The organism is Kitasatospora sp. NPDC048194, from assembly GCF_043202455.1.
Taxonomy (GTDB): Bacteria; Actinomycetota; Actinomycetes; order Streptomycetales; family Streptomycetaceae; genus Kitasatospora.
In genome coordinates this window covers 18,445-34,483 of record NZ_JBIDAK010000007.1, presented here as the reverse complement: position 1 = coordinate 34,483, position 16,039 = coordinate 18,445, and the positions used below count along the sequence as shown (strand labels likewise).

Sequence of the window (16,039 nt, the reverse complement as noted above, 5' to 3'; positions counted from 1 at the left end):
CGCCGTTCGAGGACGCGCCGGGGCCGACGCGCTGACGAAAGCGTACGGGTGCGATGGGCCGGTGGGCATGGGGTATGCCAACTCGGCATACCGGTCGGTACGAAAACCGCCCGGGGCGGTTCAGCGCCGCACGCCGGGTTCGTGCTGGGCGGCCTCGACGGTGTGGTGCAGGTCGGCGGTGGCCTCCAGGGCGGCGCCGGTGGTCAGCGCCAGGCAGGCGGCCAGGGCCAGGGCGACGGCCCGCGACCGGGTGCCGTGGGCGGTGGCCGGTCCGGGTCGCAGCAGCGCGGCGACCCGGCGCGGGACGGGCCCGGCGTGGGCGGCGGCGACCAGCCGGGGCCGGGCCGGCCAGGGGGACCGGTTCGCGGCGAGGGCGGCCCGGCCGACCGCGCGGGCGGTCACGGTGCGGTCGCCGACCCGGGCCGCTGCCACCTCGTCGGCCCAGCGCTCCAGGTGGTACCCGAGGGGCGCGCGCAGCGGGCGGAGCGCCGGGTGGACGGCGGCGGCGTGCTCGGCGAGGGCGAGGAAGACGTGGTGGCGGGCGGCCAGGTGGGCGCGCTCGTGGGCGAGCAGGGCGGCGCGCTCCGGTCCGTCGAGGGCGCGCAGCATGCCGGAGGTGACCACGATGCGGCCGGGCTCGGTCGGTCGGCCCGGGCGGCGCAGACGGCCGGGCAGGGCGAAGGCGTCGGCGCTCTCGTCGTCCAGCACGGTGAGCGGGTGGTCGCCGGGCCCGTGCAGCAGGGCGGTGAGCGGGTTGCGGCGGCCGGGCAGCGGCCAGCGCGCGGCGCGTCCCCGGCGCACGGGGGCGCGCCGGGGGCGCGTGTCCGGATGCTGGGCGTGGGCGTGGGCGTCGGTGTCGGCGGCGGCGTGGGCGTGGGCGTTGGCGTCGGCGGCGGCGTGGGCGGCGGCGTGGGCGTTGGCGTCGGCGTCGGCGTGGGCGGCGGAGGCGGAGGCGGAGTCGGAGGGGGCCGGATCGGCGGGCAGGGCGGCCCGGGCGGTCCGGAGGTCCAGCCGGCGGCGCCGGGCGGTGCGTACTGCCAGCGCGGTGAGCGCGCCGAGCGCCAGGCCGGCCGCGGCGGCCACCAGCGGGGCGTCCGGCGCGACGGCGGTGAGCCAGGGCAGCGAGAGGTGGCCGAGGGCGGCGACCGGCGGCAGGTGGAGCAGCCCGGCGGCGGCGAGCAGGCCGAGCGAGCACAGGGTGCCCCCGGCCAGGACGGCGGCGGTGCCGGCCAGCAGCCAGGAGGCCGTCCGGGGCGCCAGCGCGTCGGCGAGGCGGCGGGCCAGCGGAACGGTCAGGAAGGGCAGCAGCAGCGGGGCCCAGACGGCGAGGATCACGGCGTGCCGGCCTCCTGGCCGTCCACGGACCCGCCGGCGCCGTCGCCGAGCAGTTCGCGCAGCAGTCGCTCGTCCTCGGCGGAGAGGTCGGACACGAAGCGGGCGAGCACGGTGGAGCGGTCGGCCTCGCGGCCGAGCTCGGTGTGCATCCGGCGGGCGGCGAGGCCCGCGGTGTCCTGGACGGTCGGGGTGTAGGCGTAGGCGCGGCCGGCGCGGGTGCGCTCGACCGTCCCCTTGTCGTGCAGCCGGGCCAGGATCGTCGCGATGGTGGTGCGGGCGAGGTCCCCGCCGAGCGCCGTCTGGACGTCCTGCGGCGTCATCGGCTGCCGGGCCGACCAGAGGGCGGCCAGCACCTCGGCCTCCAGCTCCCCGGCGGGCCGGCGGGCGGACGGTAGGTCGGACATGGCGGCGCTTCCTCCAGCGATCGTCTACAGTCATGTAGACCGTCTACGTTACTGTAGACGGTCGGGGCGGGTCCGGCTGCGAACCGCCCTCCAACGTACGGGAGGTTCGCCGGCCTTGCTCCAGTTCCCCGTCGACGCGGTTCACCTGGCGGTGAACCCGTTGGACGCGTCCTCGCTCCTCGCCGCCTTCGGCGCGCTCGGCATCGCCGTGGTGCTGTTCGCCGAGACCGGCCTGCTGGTCGGTTTCTTCCTGCCCGGCGACTCGCTGCTGTTCACCGCCGGCCTGCTCTGCGTGCCCGGCGCCGTCAAGGGCCCGCAGCTGCACCTGTGGCAGGTACTGCCGGCCGCCCTGGCCGGAGCGCTGGTCGGCGCCCAGGTCGGCTACCTGGTCGGCCGGCGCGGCGGCCGGGCCCTGCTGCGCCGCACCCGCCGGAAGAGCCTGCTGGACGGCGTCGAACGGGCCGAGCGGCTGCTGGCCCGGTACGGGCACGGCAAGGCGATCGTCCTGGCCCGGTTCATCCCGGTGGTCCGAACGGTGCTGAATCCGCTCTGCGGCGTGCTCGAAGTGCCCGTCCGCTCGTTCACCCTCTGGCAGGTGGCCGGCGGTGCGGTGTGGACCGTCGGGGTCGTGCTGGCCGGGTACGGGCTCGGGTCCTCCGTACCCGGCATCGACCGATATCTGCTGCCGATCATCGGTCTGGTAGTAGTTGTCTCCGTGCTCCCCATTGTTCTCGAACTGTTCCGCGCCCGGCAGGCGCGCCGTCACGGAGGTGACGTGTGATGTCCCCACGGGCCCTGGCCGTCTACGACGGCAGCGGCATCGACGGCAGCCTCTACACCCGGGTCAACGGGTGGGCGCAGTCGGCCCCGCACTGGCTGAACGACGTGATCAAGGTCTGGTCGGCGATCGGCCTCGGACTGTTCGCCGTCTTCATGGTCTACGCCTGGTGGCGGGCGCGCGGCGCCGACTCGGCGACGATGGCCAAGGTGCTGGCCTCGCCGGTGATCGTGGTCGTCGCCTACGGCGTCAACTCCGTGCTCAAGAGCGTCGTCGACGAGCTCCGGCCCTGCGCCCAGATCCGCGGCAGCGTCTCGCTGGAGACCTGCCCGGCCACCGGCGACTGGTCCTTCCCGAGCAACCACTCGGTGATCGCCTTCGCCGCCGCGATCGCCCTCTGGTCCGTCAGCCGGCGGCTCGGCGTCGTCGCCACGGTCTTCGCGGCGCTGATGGCCGCCTCCCGCGTCTGGGTCGGCGTGCACTACCCGCACGACGTGGTGGTCGGCGCGGTGGTCGGCACCCTGGTCGCGCTCGTCCTCGCGCCGCTGGCCGGACGCTGCGGGCCGCTGGTCGACCGGATGCGCGCGAGCGCGCTGCGCCCGCTGCTCGGCACCGGCGCGGTGCCGGTCGTGACCCACGGGTACCAGCCGTACGGCACGCGGCAGCACTGACACCCCCGTCCTCGGCCCCGCCCCTTGTCCGGTTTCGGACCGCGGGTGGAGCATGTGAGCCGGGCGCGGCGCCCCTTCCGGGGGCGCCCGCCCGGCTCAGTCGTGCCCGGGGCGCGAAGGCACCGGGCGTGCCAGGGGAGGGAATGCCGAATGCCGTACCGACTCGACATCACGCAGGGGGACTGGCCCGGCGAACTGCTGCGCAAGGGCGTCGAGGGACTGCTCGCCGAAGCCATGGTGCTCACCCTCGCCACCGCCGGCCACGAGAACGGTCCGCACGCCAACCTGGCCTTCTTCGCCCACGACGACGACCTCGTCCTCTCCTTCGTCAGCGAGCGCTCCACCCGGCACAGCCGGCACCTCGCCGAGGAGGCCCGGGCCGCCGCCACCGTCTTCCTGCCGCCGCCGGCCTTCGGCGAGCAACTGCGCGGCCTGCAACTCACCGGAAGCGCCGGCGAGGCCCGGGGGCGGCAGGCGGAGGCGGCGCTCGCGGCGTACCAGGGGCGGTACCCCTCCTTCGCCCAGGACGAGGACGTCCGGCGGCAGTACCTCACCGGCGGCGGCGCGGCGGCGCTCTACCGGTTCCAGGTCGAGGAGCTGACCGCGGTGGACGAGCCCAACTTCGGACGGCGCAACTACCTGCGGGCCCGGGTGGTGCGGGGATAGGTCAGCGCCGGGGGCGCACCCGGCCCCGCAGGGGCGCCGCCGGCCCGCCGCCTCTGCCGCCTCCGCCGCCTCCGCCGCCTCCGCCGTCTCCGCCGCCGCGCCGGAACGGCACCCGGCGCGGGCGGCCGTTGCGGACCACCGACACACCGAGGCCCGCGGTGGCGGCCATCATGGCGGCGTTCAGGCCCAAGGCCAGGGCCGCCTCCGCGAGGACGTCGACGTCGTCCGGGAGCCTCGCCGCCACCACGCCCCGGGGGTCGTAGCGGACGGTCAGCCGCTCCCCGACCGCGTGCGAGCGCAGCCCCGCGTACACCGTGCCGCCCGGAACCGGCACGCCGCGCCCGTCCACCAGGTCGTACGCCGAATCCGGATGCCTGCCCTGCGGGTGGTCGTGCGCCGCCGACACCCAGGCGGTGGCGGTCACCCCCGACGCGTCCAGCACCATCGCGTCCCGGGCGGACGTGACGGCCCCCAGCGCCATCAGCCACAGGATCGCCCCGAACGCCGCCACCCAACAGCCGGCCGCCCCGAGCAGCCGCACCAGCCCCGCAACCCACGCGACGTCGACCGCCACCCCCAGCACCCAGGCCAGACCCGGGCTCACGTACGTACTCACCAGCACCAGCCCGAACGTCCCCACCGGCACCGCCGCCACCAACGCGGCCGCCAACGCCACCGCCCCCCGCCGGCTCCCCACCCCCGCCACACCCACCCCCAACCCCTCGGCGCGCACCGCTCCCCGGCACGCCGGGGTGGAAGCGTACGCCCGGCCGCCCCCCAGCCCCCGCCCGGGGGCGGCGCCGTCACCGGGCGTCGAGCCCAGCTGAACCTCCGGGGCAGGACTACTGACCTCTGCCGTCTGTCAGCGCGTTGAATTCGGCCCACTTGCGCTCATCCAGCGCGTCGAGGGCTTCGTCGTCCAGCTCGATGATCGGAATCGGGGAGAGGTGCATGCGCCAGTTGCCGCGCGGAACCATGATCATGCCGAAGTCGACGAACCCGTTGGTGAGGCGGAAGCCGGAGCCGCCGCGCTCGTAGAGCCGGAGCAGGGGCTCGAACGGATCCGGCAGCGGCGGCAGTTCCACCCCGGGCGCGCTGGTCGGCGCGGCCCACTGGACGGCGGCCGCGCCGCTGTCCATCGCGTACGACGAGCCCGAGGCGTCGTCGATGAAGCCCTCGATGTCCGCGATCACCGCCGGGTCGGCGCGGATGGCGGGAGCCACGATGGCGGCGAGGTCGAGGAAGGGCCAGTACTGAGTGTCTCCGTAGACGTCGAGCCAGAGCGCGGCCCGCCGGAAGTACTCCTCCATCAGCGCGGCGCGTGAGTAGCTCTTCTCCATGGCCTCAGCAGGAGACCTCCAGTTGATCGCCTTGAGGCGGTCAACCACCATCTGCACAGCGCCCGGACTCGCGGAGGGCGTGATCGTTCGTGGAGCGCTCTGCCAGCTCTGCGCGTTGGTGGCCCCGGCGGACCGGGGCCACCAACGGTCAGCCTCAGCCGGCACAGCGCTCTTCCCGGGCGGGCTCACCTCATCGCGGCCACGCGGTTCGTCACCGTGGTCCTGGTCCCCTGTGTCCCGTCCCGTGGGCAGGGTCAGCTGTGGCCGGTCGACTGCCGCTTGCTCTGGTCTGCCCTTGCGTTGAGTGCTGCCCACTTACGTTCGTCCAGTGCGTCGAGGGTTTCGTCGTTCAGCTCGATGACCGGGGTCAGGGAGAGGTGCATGCGCCAGTTGCTCCGCGGAACCATGATCATGCCGAAGTCGACGAAGCCGTTGGCGAAGGCGAATCCGGCGCGACCGCGTTCGTAGAGTCGCAACAAGGGCTCGAACGGGTCCGAAAGCGGGGGTAGTTGTACCTCGGGCGTGCTGGTCACCGCGGCCCACTGGACGGCGGCCGCGCCGCTGTCCATGGCGTACGACGAGCCGCAGGCCTCGTCGATGAACTCCTCGACGTCCGCGATGACCGCCGGGTCGACGCGAATGGCGGGGTTCACGATTTCCGCGAGGTCGAAGAACGGCCATCGGCGCGGCTCCCCGTAGGAATTGATCCACAGCGCGGCCCGCCGGAAGTACTCCTCCATCAGCGCGGCGCGGGAGAGTCCCTTCTCGAAGGCCTCGCCGGGCGACTTCCAGCTGACAGCCTTCAGTCGGTCGACCATCGACTGCACAGCGTCGGAACTCATGTGAGGTCGTGACCTTTCGCACCAGTGGCGCGAGGGCGTTCGCCAGGGGTCGGGTGCCCTTCGTGCCGGCCAGCCGAGTGGTTGAACCGCTCCCAGCCTGCGGCATCCACCGCATCGAGATCCTGGTCCCCCAGTCCGACAACGGGAGTGGGCGAGAGGTGGGCGCGCCACTCACCGCAGGGCACCATCACCGTCTCGAAGTCGATGAAGCCATTGGCGAACGAAAAGAGGCCACCACGCTCGTAGGCCCGGACCAGAGGTTCGAACGGGTCGGGCAGCGGGGGGAGTTTCAGCCCGGGGGTGTCGGCCACTGCTGTCCAGTGGACGGCGGCGACAGAGGTTTCGACGGCATACCATCTGTTGGAGGCGGCGTCGACGAATTCCTCGACATTCGCGATCACCGCCGGGTCGGCCCGCACCTCCGGAGCGACAACCGCCGCGAGGTCGAAGATGGGCCAGTATTCGGTGTCCCCGTAGACATTCAGCCACAGCGCAGTCCGACGCATGTGTTCTCGTATGAGTGCCGCTCGGGAGAAAGACTTCGCAAGAGCCTGCTCGTGATCTGTCCAACGGATCGCCTTGAGCCGGTCGACTGTCAGCTGCACAGCCAAAGAGCTCATTTGAGGGAACGACCTTTCGCCTGAGTGGCTTGGGGCGGCTTGGATCGACGGGCTTCAGCCGCAGGTGCTCGGTGCGAGAAGCCCGCTGCCGGGCGGTCCAGCCAGTCCGCCAGTTTGCCCCGGCTCATGCTCACAGTGACATCGACATCGATCATTCCGGTTCCGTCAAGAGCAAAGCCGCCGCCATTCTCGAAGAGGACGACGATGGGTTCGTACGGGTCCGGCAGCCGGGGTATGGCACGGCCCGATTCCCGGAGGGCGGCGAAGTGCAGTGCTCCCACGCAGCTCTGCTGAACGGCCGTGCTTTGCGTCGCGCAGCTCTTTGAGACCTGGTCCACCAGCTCGGGGTCGGCGCGAACGGACGGGTCGATCAGAGCCGCCACGTCGAAGATGGGCCACCTGTCCGAACCTAACTGGTAGGCCCAGAGCGCCGAGCGCCGAAGGAACTCCTTCATGAGCGAGATACGCAGCCGAGGGTCGGTCTGCGCCGGATTCCAGTCGACGCTCGTCAGCCGGTCGGCAAGGGTCTGTGTGACGTTCACGGATCATTCCTGTGCGCGGTGATCAAGGCTGGGAAGGCGGGCCGGGGCCGCCGACGGCCGCCGTCAGTCGGTGTCGTTCCCTTGCCTGTGCCCCGTCCCGTGGTCTCGGTGGTCAACTGTGGCCGGTCGACCGCCGATCGCTGCGGGCCGCCAGTGCGTTGAGTTCCGCCCACTTGCGTTCGTCCAGGAAGTCGAGGGTTTCGTCGTTCAGCTCGATGACGGGGGTCGAGGACACGTGCATGCGCCATTTGCCGCGCCTCACCATGACCACGCCGAAGTCGATGAAGCCGTTGGCGAAGGCGAATCCGGCGCCACCGCGTTCGTAGAGGCGCAGCAGGGGCTCGAACGGGTCCGGCAGTGACGGCAGTCGTGTTCCGGGCGTGCTGGTCACCGCGGCCCACTGGACGGCGGCCGCGCCGCTGTCCATGGCGTACGACGAGCCGCAGGCCTCGTCGATGAAGTCCTCGACGTCCGCGATGACCGCCGGGTCGACGCGAATGGCGGGGTTCACGATTTCCGCGAGGTCGAAGAAGGGCCACTGTTGGGGTTCTCCACAGGTGTCGACCCAGAGCGCGGCCCGGCGGAAGTACTCCTTCATCAGCGCGGCACGGGAGAATCCCTTCTCGAAAGCCTCGCCAGGCGACTTCCAGTTCACAGCCTTCAGTCGGTCGACCACCGACTGCACGGCGTCGGAACCGAACCGAGGACCTCGACCTTCCGCGTGGGTAGCCGGTCCGGTCATCAGTCGGGTGGCAGGGGCAGTTCCCCCTGGTCGAGGAAGAGATAGGCGTGGAGCTTCTCCAGGTATTCGTACATCTCCTCGTCGGTCTCGAAGTCGATCCAGGTGAGTTCGCAGTACTCGCCCCTGGTCATGTTCCGTTCTGCGAGCATCCGCTCGAACCTCTGCTGTACGTCCTCGCACCAACTGGCCGATCGGATGGTCTCCTTGACGCGGGCGAGGGTGCCGTAGGCGACTTCTACACTGAGGTACATCTGCATGAAGCCGGCGAGTTCGGGGTCCATGGTTTCCTTAGGGATGCTTTCCTCGCGCGGGGTTTGCGTAGGACGTCAGGAGATCGTAGTGGCCGTTCGCGTCCTTCACGTAGATGGCGACGATGTTCCCTCCTTCGAAGTCCACCGGCAGGTACTGATTCGGGTCCTGCGGGTCCTTGTAGAACCCGGTGAAACGCTTGTGGCCCTCCGGTCCCAGGATGTCCTCGATGGGGACCGGGTCCCTGGGCGCTTCGCCGTGCTCCCGGATGTACTTCCGCATGTACTTGTCCACGGTCACCAGGTCCGCGGGATCGCTGTAGCGGGTCGCGTAGGGGCCGCACTTGTGCACGCCGCCGTGGTCGCCGTCGACGGTGGTGCCGGTCAGCGGATCGATGTGGTCCCGTGACTTGACGTGGCCGGCGTTCACCGACGTCGGACCGTAGACCTTGGGGGAGCCGTCCTGGTTGTAGATCGTGGTGCCCAGACGGGTCTTGAGGGCGGCATCCGTGGCCTTGACGTGGCGGCCCGGGGCGTGGCCCTCGCCGCTGAGGGCGGCGATGCGCCTGACGGTGTCGACACCCCTGCCACTGGGCCCGGCCGCACCACCGACTCCACCGAGGACGATGTCGAGGGGCAGGACCGGGCCGGTCTGGAAGGTGGCGTCGTAGGCGTAGGTGAGCCCGGCGCCGGTGACCATGCGGCCGGGAATCGTGTCTGCGGCGTTGGCCACCTTTCCGGCGGCGGCGAGGGCGACGGAGACGTTGTCCGACACCTCGGCGGCGGTGGAGACGGCTCGGGCGCCGGCGCCCAGGCCGCCCCCCGCGCCGCCCATGATGCCGCCGGTCTCGGCGGAGTCGACGGCCTCCTGGAAGCTGTAGCCGCCGTCGCCGAAGAACTCCACGCGGATCGGCTGGGCGACGGCGAGGTCGACGGTGATCGCCTCGACCGCGCCGAAGGCGGCGCCCACCAGGACGGTGGCGGCGATGGTGGCGATGGTCTCCGAGACGGTGATGCCCAGGCCCGCGGCGGTGGCGACGATGCTCGCGGCGGCGCCGGCGGCGATGCCCTCGGAGATGCCGGCGGTGAAGAACGCGAGGGCGGTGCCGGCGACGAGGCTGGCGCCGACGATCGCGGCTTCCTCCTCCAGCTTCTTGATCGCCTTGTCGACCTCCGCGGCGAAGTCGCGCAGGGCCTTGGCGAGGCTGCGGCAGCCCTCGGCGGCGTCGGGCAGCCAGCCCTTGCCCTTGCCGGCGCTGTCCTTGCCGCCGTAGTACTGGGCCCAGAAGCGGCCGAACGCGTCGATCGCCGGGCCGTGGTTGTTCGCGACGATCGCCGCGGCGGCCTGGTTGGTGGGCACGGTGACGTTGTCGATGGCGGTGGCCATCGCGTCCCACGCGTCCGCGACCTTGCGCAGCTTGTCCGGGTCCGCGTCCGGCCACCACATGCCGGTGAGCTTGCGGACGGCCTTCGCCGCGGTGGACTCACCCATGCCGGGCTCCCCTCCGGGACTGGTGCCCGGTCACGGGGTGAAGTTCTTCCTGGCGTGGTTGTCGGCGTCCGTGTGGTTGTCCGCGTGGGCGTGGAGGCCCGTGTTGATGCTGTCGAGCCCTTGGACGAGGACGTCGAGCGCGGACAGCACGTGGTCGTGCGGCGGGTTGTAGGCCGCCGCGAACTCGTTGCCCTGCTTGTCGCTTCCCCAGGGGCTGCCCGCCTCGGCGAGGGCCTTCCTGAGCTTGTCGAGGGCGTCCTTGAGTGCCTTGCTCTGCGCCTCGAAGGTCGGCGCGGCGTCCTTCAGGTCCCCCGGCCTGATCTTGAACTCCGGTCCGCCTGCTTTCGCTCCGTCATCTGCCATCGCGTCATCCCCCATACTGCCTGTTCATCAGGAAGTGTGAAGGAAAGGACGACGGGGCGGGCCGACGGGGTTTCAGCGGGGCAAGGTGAGTCGGGTCACGCCCCGGGGGAGTCGAGAGCGGCTGCGGCCGGTTCGGCCGTGGCGGATCGGGGACGGCTGGCGGACCAGAGCAGGATGCCGTCGATGACCGCATTGCACCCGAGGAACGTGAGCATGCCGACGGGGGAGTCCGCCTCACCCGGAAGCTTGGGGGGCACCCGCCCGGCCGGGTCCATCCGGACGGTGATCACGTCGCCGGGCTTGAACCGGGCGGAGCTCTGGGAGAGCGGTCCGCCGGGAACCTCGTCGTTCGACTCCGAGGAGGCGAGGGTGTACTCCCGGCCGGTGCCGTGGAGCGAGTTGGCGACCTTCTCGCTGAGGACCACCGCTCTCACCGTGCGGCCCGATTCCAGGATCAGGTTGTTCCAGGCGATGACACCCGACACGTAGGCGGCGAAGCCGAGGAGGGCGATGGCTGCGCCCCATCCGAACTGGCGTTTCTGGAAGGCGGGGTTGCAGTCGGCATCGCGCCGCATGACGAGGGCGAGGAACATGGCCAGCGGGTAGCCGAATCCCACGAGCGTCGCCAGGAACGAGGCGACGTACACGTCCAGTGCCGCGATGCCGATGATCAGGGCGGTGGACAGGGCGATGAGGGCGATTGCGCCGCCCAGGCGGCGTGGCCCGCTGCGCGGACCCTGGTGGCCTTCGGCGGTCGCCGTCATCCGAAGGCCTTCCGGATGTTGTCCCACTGCTCGGGCGGCAGGTCGTCGAGGCTCTCGTCCCGGGGCGGGTGGAAGGAGATGCCCCGGAAGGCGGTGGCGAGCAGGGGGAGCCACTCGGACCAGTAGTCGATGTCCTCGGTGGTGAAGACGGCGGCCACCACGTGGGGACTCCACGGGTGGGGGATCAGCAGTTCGAGCTGGCGCACGGTGCTGACGCTGGGCTCGGGCACGCCCCGCACCGCGCCGGGCACCGGGACGGCGAGTTCCCGGGCGGCGAGGGCGGCGCGTCCGACCGGCAGTTCCACCACGCCGACGTCGGCGTCCGGCCAGGCCTCGGCCAGGTCCTCGGCGACGCGGGCAGGGTAGCTGTCGCGCGGGTCGAGTTCCTCCGGGCGGACGAACACGGCGAGCATGCCGTGGATGGGCTCACCGTCCTCGGCACGCACCAGGCAGCTGGCGACGTGGGCGACGCCCTCGCGCAGTTGGGCCTGCAGCGCGGTCTCGGCGGCGATCACGGCGCCGAGCTTCTGCTCGGGGCGGACATCGGGGAAGACCGAGTCCAGGGTCGAGGCGGTGCGGGCCATCCGGTCGCCCAGGTCCTCGTCCAGGTCGACCGCGGTGAAGCCCGGGGGCAGCGTGAGCCAGAGCGGCGGTGCGGGGGTGGTCTCAACGTCCATAGCCGGCCGCCCATCCGCCCAGGCCGAGCAGGTTGCCGACGGTGGACACGGTGCCGACGACGGCGTTGGCCTTGCCGCCGCCGGCGGCGAGGCCGCCCGATCCGATGATGTTGTTGGCACCGGTGGTGTAGTTGACCGCGCTGGTGAGCCCGTTGCTCGGGTTGTCCTGGGTGAGGGCGTACGCGGTCGGGGCGTTGAGTCCGGCGGTGGTGACGGCCTGGACGCCGTCGGAGAGGTCCATCGCGGCGGACTTGGAGAGTCCGAGTTTGACGGCGGGCTTCTCGATGGCGTTGGTGAACAGCGGGTTGGCCGGGTCGACCCCGCGGGCCGCGGCGCGGACCTCGGTCGCGCCGGCGCTCACGACGCCGCGCACGCCCGCACCGGCGGCGCCGGCCTCCCGGGCGGCGGTGACGCCCTTGGCGGCGACGCCCACGCCGGGAATGGCGCCCAGCACGTCACCGCCGAGGGTCAGCCAGTTGCCGATGTTCTTCTGCGGCGGCCACAACTGGCCCTTGACGGCGTACTGGGTCGCGTGGGCGCCCGCGGCCGCCGCGCTGAGCAGGATCGCCGGCAGGGCGAAGGCCGGGAAGAAGATTGCCGCGACGCCGCAGACGCCCGCCGCCACCGTCAGCAGGTCCGCGCCGTGGTTCTTCAGCCAGTTGCCGACCTTGCTGAGCCAGCCGGGCTCCGGCGGGGCCTTGCTGTCGGCGGCCTTGCGGATGGCGGTGGCGGTCTTGTGGGCGTCGGCCTTGTGGTTCTCGGCGAGTTCGTGGGCCTGGTTCTGGAGGCCGGTGAGGGTGGAGGTGGCGCTGCTGACGAGTTTGGCGGCCTGGTCGAGGTGGTTCCTGGCGGCGTTGTAGCGCTTCTCGGCGGCGGCGAGGGACGCGTCGTCGGGGAAGCTCTTGCCGGCCAGTTCGAGGTCGGGGGCGGCGGCCGCGGTGCGGTGGGCCTGTTCGGCCCGTTCCTTGTCCTGCATGGCGGTGAGCGCCGCGCGGGCCAACTCGACGGCCTTGGGCTGGTGTTCGTTCAGCGTCTGGTACCAGGTGTCGAGGGCCTGGTAGGCGGCGGTGATCGAGTCGGCGGCGTCCTGGAGGTAGCCGGGGAGCTTGCCGAACTGGCCGGCGAAGGCCTTGGCGGCGTCACCGGTCCACTCGCCCTGGTTGGCGGAGATCTGGGAGAGCGTGGTGTGGACGCCGGTGAGGTGCTGGGACACCCGTCGCAGGCTCGCGCTGAGGCCGGACACGGCGCCTGGGTCGCCGGGCGCGGGGTTGAAGCCGAGGCCGGACCAGTCGGGCTGGGGCTTGGGGTCGGTCATGACTGCCCCGCAGCCGGGCTGAGGGCCTTGACGATGGACTGCTCGGTGCCGTCGTAGGACTGCGCGACCTTGCCGAGGCCGTCGTCGAGGACCTTGACGCACTCGCGGACCTTCTTGAGGCCGTACTCCCACTTCTCCTGGAAGTGCTTGCCGGCCTCCTCCAGGAAGTCGAAGCCGAGCCCGTCGCGGCTCGCCTCCTTGAGTGCCTTCAGCCCTTGGTCGAGTTCGTCGCCGCAGCCCCTGAGGTCGTTGGCCAGCTTGGCCAGGAGCTCCGGGCTGACCGTGAAGTCGGCCATCATCTCCCCCGATGCGTCGGTTGTCGGACCGGCCGAGCATAACGCCGGTCGCCGGATGGGTGATCGGTGGTGCGGTGCTCCCGCGGGACGCGTACGGAATCCTGGCGGCGGGAGGCCCCCGCGGTGGGGTTCAGCGGCGCCAGAAGCCGCGCTTCTTCGGGGCGGTGAGCTCCGCCACGGCGGCGACGAAGAGTTCGGCGACCGGGGAGGGGCCGGGGCCGTGGTTGAGGTGGCTCTCGGTGGTCCATTCGCCGAGGACGGTGCCGACGCTGCCGTCGAAGGGGTTGAGGGCGTGTTCGAGGGTCAGGTAGCGGACGGCCTTGGCCCCCCGGGGGTGGACGGCGGCGGCGAAGTGGGCCTCGGTGGCGCCGACCGGCGCGGGGAGGGTGACCAGCAGCATCGTGTGGTCGTCGGTGGCGAGGTGGCGGCAGTCGAGCCCGTGGCTGGGCAGCCGGTCCTCGGGCGGGAGGCTCTGGCCGAGGTCGTCCCAGATGCCGGTGAGGACGGGCAGCAGGCTGCCGCCGTCCGGTGCGGGGGTGGTCACCCGCGGGCCGAACTCCAGCACCTGGCGGGAGAGCACGCGGTGGACGAAGCGGTAGTGATGGGGTCTGGGATCCGTCATGGGGAACACGGTAGCGAACCGGCCGGAGTGGGAAGTCGGTGGATCCGACTTCCCTCTCCGGCCTGCTGGTGCGTGAACTGACGAACCGTCAGTGGGTTCCCTTGAGGTTGAGGACGACCACTCCGACGATCACCAGGGCGAGCCCGAGCCACTGGAGCCGGCCCAGCGACTCACCGAAGGCGACCACGCCTATGCCGGCGACCGCCGCCGTCCCGGCGCCCGACCAGACCGCGTAGGCGACCGAGACCGGGATGTGCTTGAGGGCGCGGCCCAGCAGGGAGAAGGAGAGCGCGTAGCCGATGCCGACCCCGATGCTGGGCCAGAGGCGGGTGAACCCCTCGGTGAGCTTGAGGCAGCTGGTGGCGCACACCTCGCTGATGATGGCGAGGGCGAGCAGGACGTAGGACATGTCGCTGTCAAACCGCCGGCGCGGCGCAGAGCTTCCCGAGCAGCGCGAGATCGGCCTGTTCCAGGCTGGTGAGCAGGGTGATCCGCTCGCCGTCGGGCATCGGGACGGCGGTGGACGGCACGGCGAGGACGGCGCAGCCGGCCGCGGTGGCGGAGGCGACGCCGGTCGGGGTGTCCTCGACGGCGACGCAGGCGGCGGGGTCCAGGCCGAGCCGGTCGGCGGCGGCCAGGTACGGGTCGGGTGCGGGCTTGGTGCGCGGGGTGTCCTCGGCGGCGAGGGTGACCTCGAACCAGTCGCGGCCGATCGCCGAGAGCACGAGGTCGACCACCCGGCGCGGGGAGGCGGAGACCAGGGCGGTGGGCACCCGCGCCTCGCGCAGCGAGGCCAGCAGGGCGAGCGCGCCGGGGCGCGGCACCGTCCCGGCGGCGACCTTGCCGGCGAAGGACTCGCCCAGCCGGGCGGCGAGTTCGGCCTCGGTGCAGGTGGTGCCGCTGACCCGGTGCAGGTGGGCGGCGGTGTGCTCGACGGCCTGGCCGAGGACCTCGGGGGCGTCCCGGTCGGTGAGCGGGTGGTCCAGCTCCTCGGCGAGCTCGGCGGCGGCCTGCCACCAGAGTTGCTCGGTGTCGACCAGGGTGCCGTCCATGTCGAAGAGGACGGCGGAGGGGAGTGCGGACGCGGATTCAGGCATGGCGGTACCTTCGGTGGTTCCTCGGACGGCGCGGGGGCGGGACGTGGCAGGGCGCGGCCCTCGGTGCACGGGCCCCCGCGATGGATTCTCCGGCAGCCCGCCCTCAGGCGGTGCGGCGGTCCACCAGGACCGGGCGGTCCGGCAGGGTGAGGTCGGCGCGGGAGCCGGCCGGCAGGGCGGCGGCGGCCTCGGTGGGCAGGTCGGCCTTGACCTCGGTGCCGTCGTCCAGGCGGACGGTGAGCCGGGTGACGGCGCCGAGGAAGGAGGCGGTGATCACCAGCGCCGGGCCGTCCTCGGACGGCGCGAGGGTGACGTTCTCCGGGCGGACCAGCACCTGGAGGTCGCCGTCGGCGGGGACGGTGCCGTCCACGGCGTGCCGGCGGCCGAGCACCTCGACGCCGTCCGCGGTGCGGGTGCACGGGATGCGGCTCATGGTGCCGACGAACTCGGCGACGAAGGCGGTGGCCGGCCGGCCGTACAGCTCGGCCGGGGTGGCGCACTGCTCCAGCCGCCCGGCCCGCAGCACGGCGACCCGGTCGGCCATCGACAGCGCCTCCTCCTGGTCGTGGGTGACGAACAGGGTGGTGATGCCCAGCTCCTGCTGGAGGCGCCGGATCTCCTCGCGCAGCTGGAGGCGGACCTTTGCGTCCAGGGCGGACAGCGGCTCGTCCAGCAGCAGCACGCGCGGCTGGAGGGCGAGCGCGCGGGCCAGCGCGATGCGCTGCTGCTGGCCGCCGGACATCTGGTGCGGGTAGTGGCCGGCGCGGTGCGGCAGGCCGACGAGTTCGAGCAGCTCCTCGGCGCGCTTGCGGCGTTCGGCCTTGCCGGTGCCGCGCATCCGCAGCCCGAAGGCGATGTTGTCCAGCGCGGTCAGGTGCGGGAAGAGGCTGTACGACTGGAACACCATGCCCGCGTCGCGCTTGTGCGCGGGGATCGAGGTGATGTCCTGGCCGTCGACCAGCACCTCGCCCGAGTCGTGCTGCTCGAAGCCGGCCAGGATGCGCAGCGCGGTGGTCTTGCCGCAGCCGGACGGGCCGAGCAGGGCGACGAGTTCGCCGGGGTGGACGGTCAGGTCGAGGCCGTCGAGGGCGGTGGTGGCGCCGAAGGAGCGGCGCAGCGAGCGGAACTCGACGGTGGCGCTGCCCGGGGCGAGCGCGACGCCGGTGACGGGGGCGGTGGCCGTGGTCATGGCTGGTGACTCCTGGAAGGCAAAGGGGGTGGGACC

Annotated in this window: 22 protein-coding genes; 3 read left to right on the top strand and 19 right to left on the bottom strand. The window is 72.3% G+C overall.

Going from position 1 to position 16,039, the window contains the following annotated elements:
• Positions 1-120 precede the first annotated feature (120 nt).
• A complete protein-coding gene (locus ACGF07_RS11590; RefSeq protein WP_392897484.1) occupies positions 121-1,335 on the bottom strand; it encodes a M48 family metalloprotease in 1,215 nt (404 codons plus the stop codon).
• Positions 1,332-1,739 (bottom strand): BlaI/MecI/CopY family transcriptional regulator, encoded by a 408-nt coding sequence (locus ACGF07_RS11585; protein WP_350743050.1) that lies wholly within the window; start codon positions 1,737-1,739, stop codon positions 1,332-1,334. The genes ACGF07_RS11590 and ACGF07_RS11585 overlap by 4 nt, the downstream gene beginning before the upstream one ends.
• A gap of 115 nt (positions 1,740-1,854) precedes the next feature.
• Here ACGF07_RS11585 and ACGF07_RS11580 point away from each other — a divergent pair, with 115 nt between their 5' ends.
• The 3 genes from ACGF07_RS11580 to ACGF07_RS11570 all read left to right on the top strand — a co-directional run bounded on the left by ACGF07_RS11580 (position 1,855) and on the right by ACGF07_RS11570 (position 3,854).
• Entirely contained in the window at positions 1,855-2,520 is a 666-nt protein-coding gene (locus ACGF07_RS11580) for a DedA family protein (protein ID WP_392897482.1), read from the top strand.
• Entirely contained in the window at positions 2,520-3,188 is a 669-nt protein-coding gene (locus tag ACGF07_RS11575) for a phosphatase PAP2 family protein (RefSeq protein ID WP_392897480.1), read from the top strand. The genes ACGF07_RS11580 and ACGF07_RS11575 overlap by 1 nt, the downstream gene beginning before the upstream one ends.
• 150 nt (positions 3,189-3,338) lie before the next feature.
• Positions 3,339-3,854 (top strand): pyridoxamine 5'-phosphate oxidase family protein, encoded by a 516-nt coding sequence (locus tag ACGF07_RS11570; RefSeq protein WP_392897478.1) that lies wholly within the window; start codon positions 3,339-3,341, stop codon positions 3,852-3,854.
• A gap of 1 nt (position 3,855) precedes the next feature.
• Here ACGF07_RS11570 and ACGF07_RS11565 read toward each other — a convergent pair whose 3' ends face one another.
• From ACGF07_RS11565 to ACGF07_RS11485, 17 genes are all read right to left on the bottom strand, one after another.
• On the bottom strand, positions 3,856-4,530 hold the full coding sequence (locus ACGF07_RS11565; protein WP_392897476.1) for a hypothetical protein: 675 nt from the start codon (positions 4,528-4,530) through the stop codon (positions 3,856-3,858).
• 166 nt (positions 4,531-4,696) lie between these two features.
• Positions 4,697-5,245: a hypothetical protein gene (locus ACGF07_RS11560; protein ID WP_392897474.1), complete on the bottom strand. Its 549-nt coding sequence runs from the start codon at positions 5,243-5,245 to the stop codon at positions 4,697-4,699.
• A 203-nt stretch (positions 5,246-5,448) separates the two neighbouring features.
• Positions 5,449-6,036: a hypothetical protein gene (locus ACGF07_RS11555; RefSeq protein ID WP_392897473.1), complete on the bottom strand. Its 588-nt coding sequence runs from the start codon at positions 6,034-6,036 to the stop codon at positions 5,449-5,451.
• Positions 6,033-6,641: a hypothetical protein gene (locus ACGF07_RS11550; protein WP_392897471.1), complete on the bottom strand. Its 609-nt coding sequence runs from the start codon at positions 6,639-6,641 to the stop codon at positions 6,033-6,035. The genes ACGF07_RS11555 and ACGF07_RS11550 overlap by 4 nt, the downstream gene beginning before the upstream one ends.
• A gap of 11 nt (positions 6,642-6,652) precedes the next feature.
• Positions 6,653-7,198, bottom strand: coding sequence for a hypothetical protein (locus ACGF07_RS11545; RefSeq protein WP_392897469.1), 546 nt, complete (start codon positions 7,196-7,198; stop codon positions 6,653-6,655).
• Between the two features lie 112 nt (positions 7,199-7,310).
• Positions 7,311-7,874, bottom strand: a complete 564-nt coding sequence (locus ACGF07_RS11540) for a hypothetical protein (RefSeq protein ID WP_392897468.1) — start codon at positions 7,872-7,874, stop codon at positions 7,311-7,313.
• Between the two features lie 65 nt (positions 7,875-7,939).
• Positions 7,940-8,197 (bottom strand): hypothetical protein, encoded by a 258-nt coding sequence (locus tag ACGF07_RS11535; protein WP_392897467.1) that lies wholly within the window; start codon positions 8,195-8,197, stop codon positions 7,940-7,942.
• 31 nt (positions 8,198-8,228) lie between these two features.
• On the bottom strand, positions 8,229-9,680 hold the full coding sequence (locus ACGF07_RS11530; RefSeq protein WP_392897465.1) for a hypothetical protein: 1,452 nt from the start codon (positions 9,678-9,680) through the stop codon (positions 8,229-8,231).
• Positions 9,681-9,710: 30 nt separating this feature from the next.
• The gene (locus ACGF07_RS11525) at positions 9,711-10,043 is read right to left on the bottom strand and encodes a WXG100 family type VII secretion target (RefSeq protein ID WP_350748753.1); all 333 of its coding nucleotides are present in this window, start codon (positions 10,041-10,043) and stop codon (positions 9,711-9,713) included.
• Positions 10,044-10,138: 95 nt separating this feature from the next.
• A complete protein-coding gene (locus tag ACGF07_RS11520) occupies positions 10,139-10,807 on the bottom strand; it encodes a hypothetical protein (protein WP_392897463.1) in 669 nt (222 codons plus the stop codon).
• Positions 10,804-11,484 carry a hypothetical protein gene (locus ACGF07_RS11515; RefSeq protein WP_392897461.1) on the bottom strand — a complete coding sequence of 227 codons (681 nt, stop codon included), beginning with the start codon at positions 11,482-11,484 and terminating at the stop codon, positions 10,804-10,806. Before ACGF07_RS11515 ends, ACGF07_RS11520 begins: the two co-directional genes overlap by 4 nt.
• Positions 11,474-12,799, bottom strand: a complete 1,326-nt coding sequence (locus tag ACGF07_RS11510) for a putative T7SS-secreted protein (RefSeq protein WP_392897460.1) — start codon at positions 12,797-12,799, stop codon at positions 11,474-11,476. Before ACGF07_RS11510 ends, ACGF07_RS11515 begins: the two co-directional genes overlap by 11 nt.
• The gene (locus ACGF07_RS11505; RefSeq protein WP_350748740.1) at positions 12,796-13,095 is read right to left on the bottom strand and encodes a hypothetical protein; all 300 of its coding nucleotides are present in this window, start codon (positions 13,093-13,095) and stop codon (positions 12,796-12,798) included. The genes ACGF07_RS11510 and ACGF07_RS11505 overlap by 4 nt, the downstream gene beginning before the upstream one ends.
• Positions 13,096-13,225: 130 nt before the next feature.
• Positions 13,226-13,717 (bottom strand): hypothetical protein, encoded by a 492-nt coding sequence (locus ACGF07_RS11500; protein WP_392897458.1) that lies wholly within the window; start codon positions 13,715-13,717, stop codon positions 13,226-13,228.
• 88 nt (positions 13,718-13,805) lie between these two features.
• Complete coding sequence (locus tag ACGF07_RS11495) at positions 13,806-14,126, bottom strand: DMT family transporter (RefSeq protein ID WP_392897456.1); 321 nt, start codon at positions 14,124-14,126, stop codon at positions 13,806-13,808.
• 7 nt (positions 14,127-14,133) lie between these two features.
• On the bottom strand, positions 14,134-14,814 hold the full coding sequence (locus ACGF07_RS11490; protein WP_392897454.1) for an HAD family hydrolase: 681 nt from the start codon (positions 14,812-14,814) through the stop codon (positions 14,134-14,136).
• A gap of 103 nt (positions 14,815-14,917) precedes the next feature.
• Positions 14,918-16,003, bottom strand: coding sequence for an ABC transporter ATP-binding protein (locus tag ACGF07_RS11485; protein WP_350749922.1), 1,086 nt, complete (start codon positions 16,001-16,003; stop codon positions 14,918-14,920).
• Positions 16,004-16,039 lie beyond the last annotated feature (36 nt).

Bases quoted from the DNA above. Each gene is read 5' to 3' on its own strand.
- ACGF07_RS11535 (WP_392897467.1), bottom strand. From the start codon at position 8,197: ATGCAGATGTACCTCAGTGTAGAAGTCGCCTACGGCACCCTCGCCCGC.
- ACGF07_RS11485 (WP_350749922.1), bottom strand. From the start codon at position 16,003: ATGACCACGGCCACCGCCCCCGTCACCGGCGTCGCGCTCGCCCCGGGC.
- ACGF07_RS11570 (WP_392897478.1), top strand. From the start codon at position 3,339: ATGCCGTACCGACTCGACATCACGCAGGGGGACTGGCCCGGCGAACTG.
- ACGF07_RS11585 (WP_350743050.1), bottom strand. From the start codon at position 1,739: ATGTCCGACCTACCGTCCGCCCGCCGGCCCGCCGGGGAGCTGGAGGCC.
- ACGF07_RS11530 (WP_392897465.1), bottom strand. From the start codon at position 9,680: ATGGGTGAGTCCACCGCGGCGAAGGCCGTCCGCAAGCTCACCGGCATG.
- ACGF07_RS11525 (WP_350748753.1), bottom strand. From the start codon at position 10,043: ATGGCAGATGACGGAGCGAAAGCAGGCGGACCGGAGTTCAAGATCAGG.
- ACGF07_RS11505 (WP_350748740.1), bottom strand. From the start codon at position 13,095: ATGGCCGACTTCACGGTCAGCCCGGAGCTCCTGGCCAAGCTGGCCAAC.
- ACGF07_RS11520 (WP_392897463.1), bottom strand. From the start codon at position 10,807: ATGACGGCGACCGCCGAAGGCCACCAGGGTCCGCGCAGCGGGCCACGC.
- ACGF07_RS11555 (WP_392897473.1), bottom strand. From the start codon at position 6,036: ATGAGTTCCGACGCTGTGCAGTCGATGGTCGACCGACTGAAGGCTGTC.
- ACGF07_RS11490 (WP_392897454.1), bottom strand. From the start codon at position 14,814: ATGCCTGAATCCGCGTCCGCACTCCCCTCCGCCGTCCTCTTCGACATG.
- ACGF07_RS11500 (WP_392897458.1), bottom strand. From the start codon at position 13,717: ATGACGGATCCCAGACCCCATCACTACCGCTTCGTCCACCGCGTGCTC.
- ACGF07_RS11495 (WP_392897456.1), bottom strand. From the start codon at position 14,126: ATGTCCTACGTCCTGCTCGCCCTCGCCATCATCAGCGAGGTGTGCGCC.
- ACGF07_RS11510 (WP_392897460.1), bottom strand. From the start codon at position 12,799: ATGACCGACCCCAAGCCCCAGCCCGACTGGTCCGGCCTCGGCTTCAAC.
- ACGF07_RS11560 (WP_392897474.1), bottom strand. From the start codon at position 5,245: ATGGTGGTTGACCGCCTCAAGGCGATCAACTGGAGGTCTCCTGCTGAG.
- ACGF07_RS11515 (WP_392897461.1), bottom strand. From the start codon at position 11,484: ATGGACGTTGAGACCACCCCCGCACCGCCGCTCTGGCTCACGCTGCCC.
- ACGF07_RS11575 (WP_392897480.1), top strand. From the start codon at position 2,520: ATGTCCCCACGGGCCCTGGCCGTCTACGACGGCAGCGGCATCGACGGC.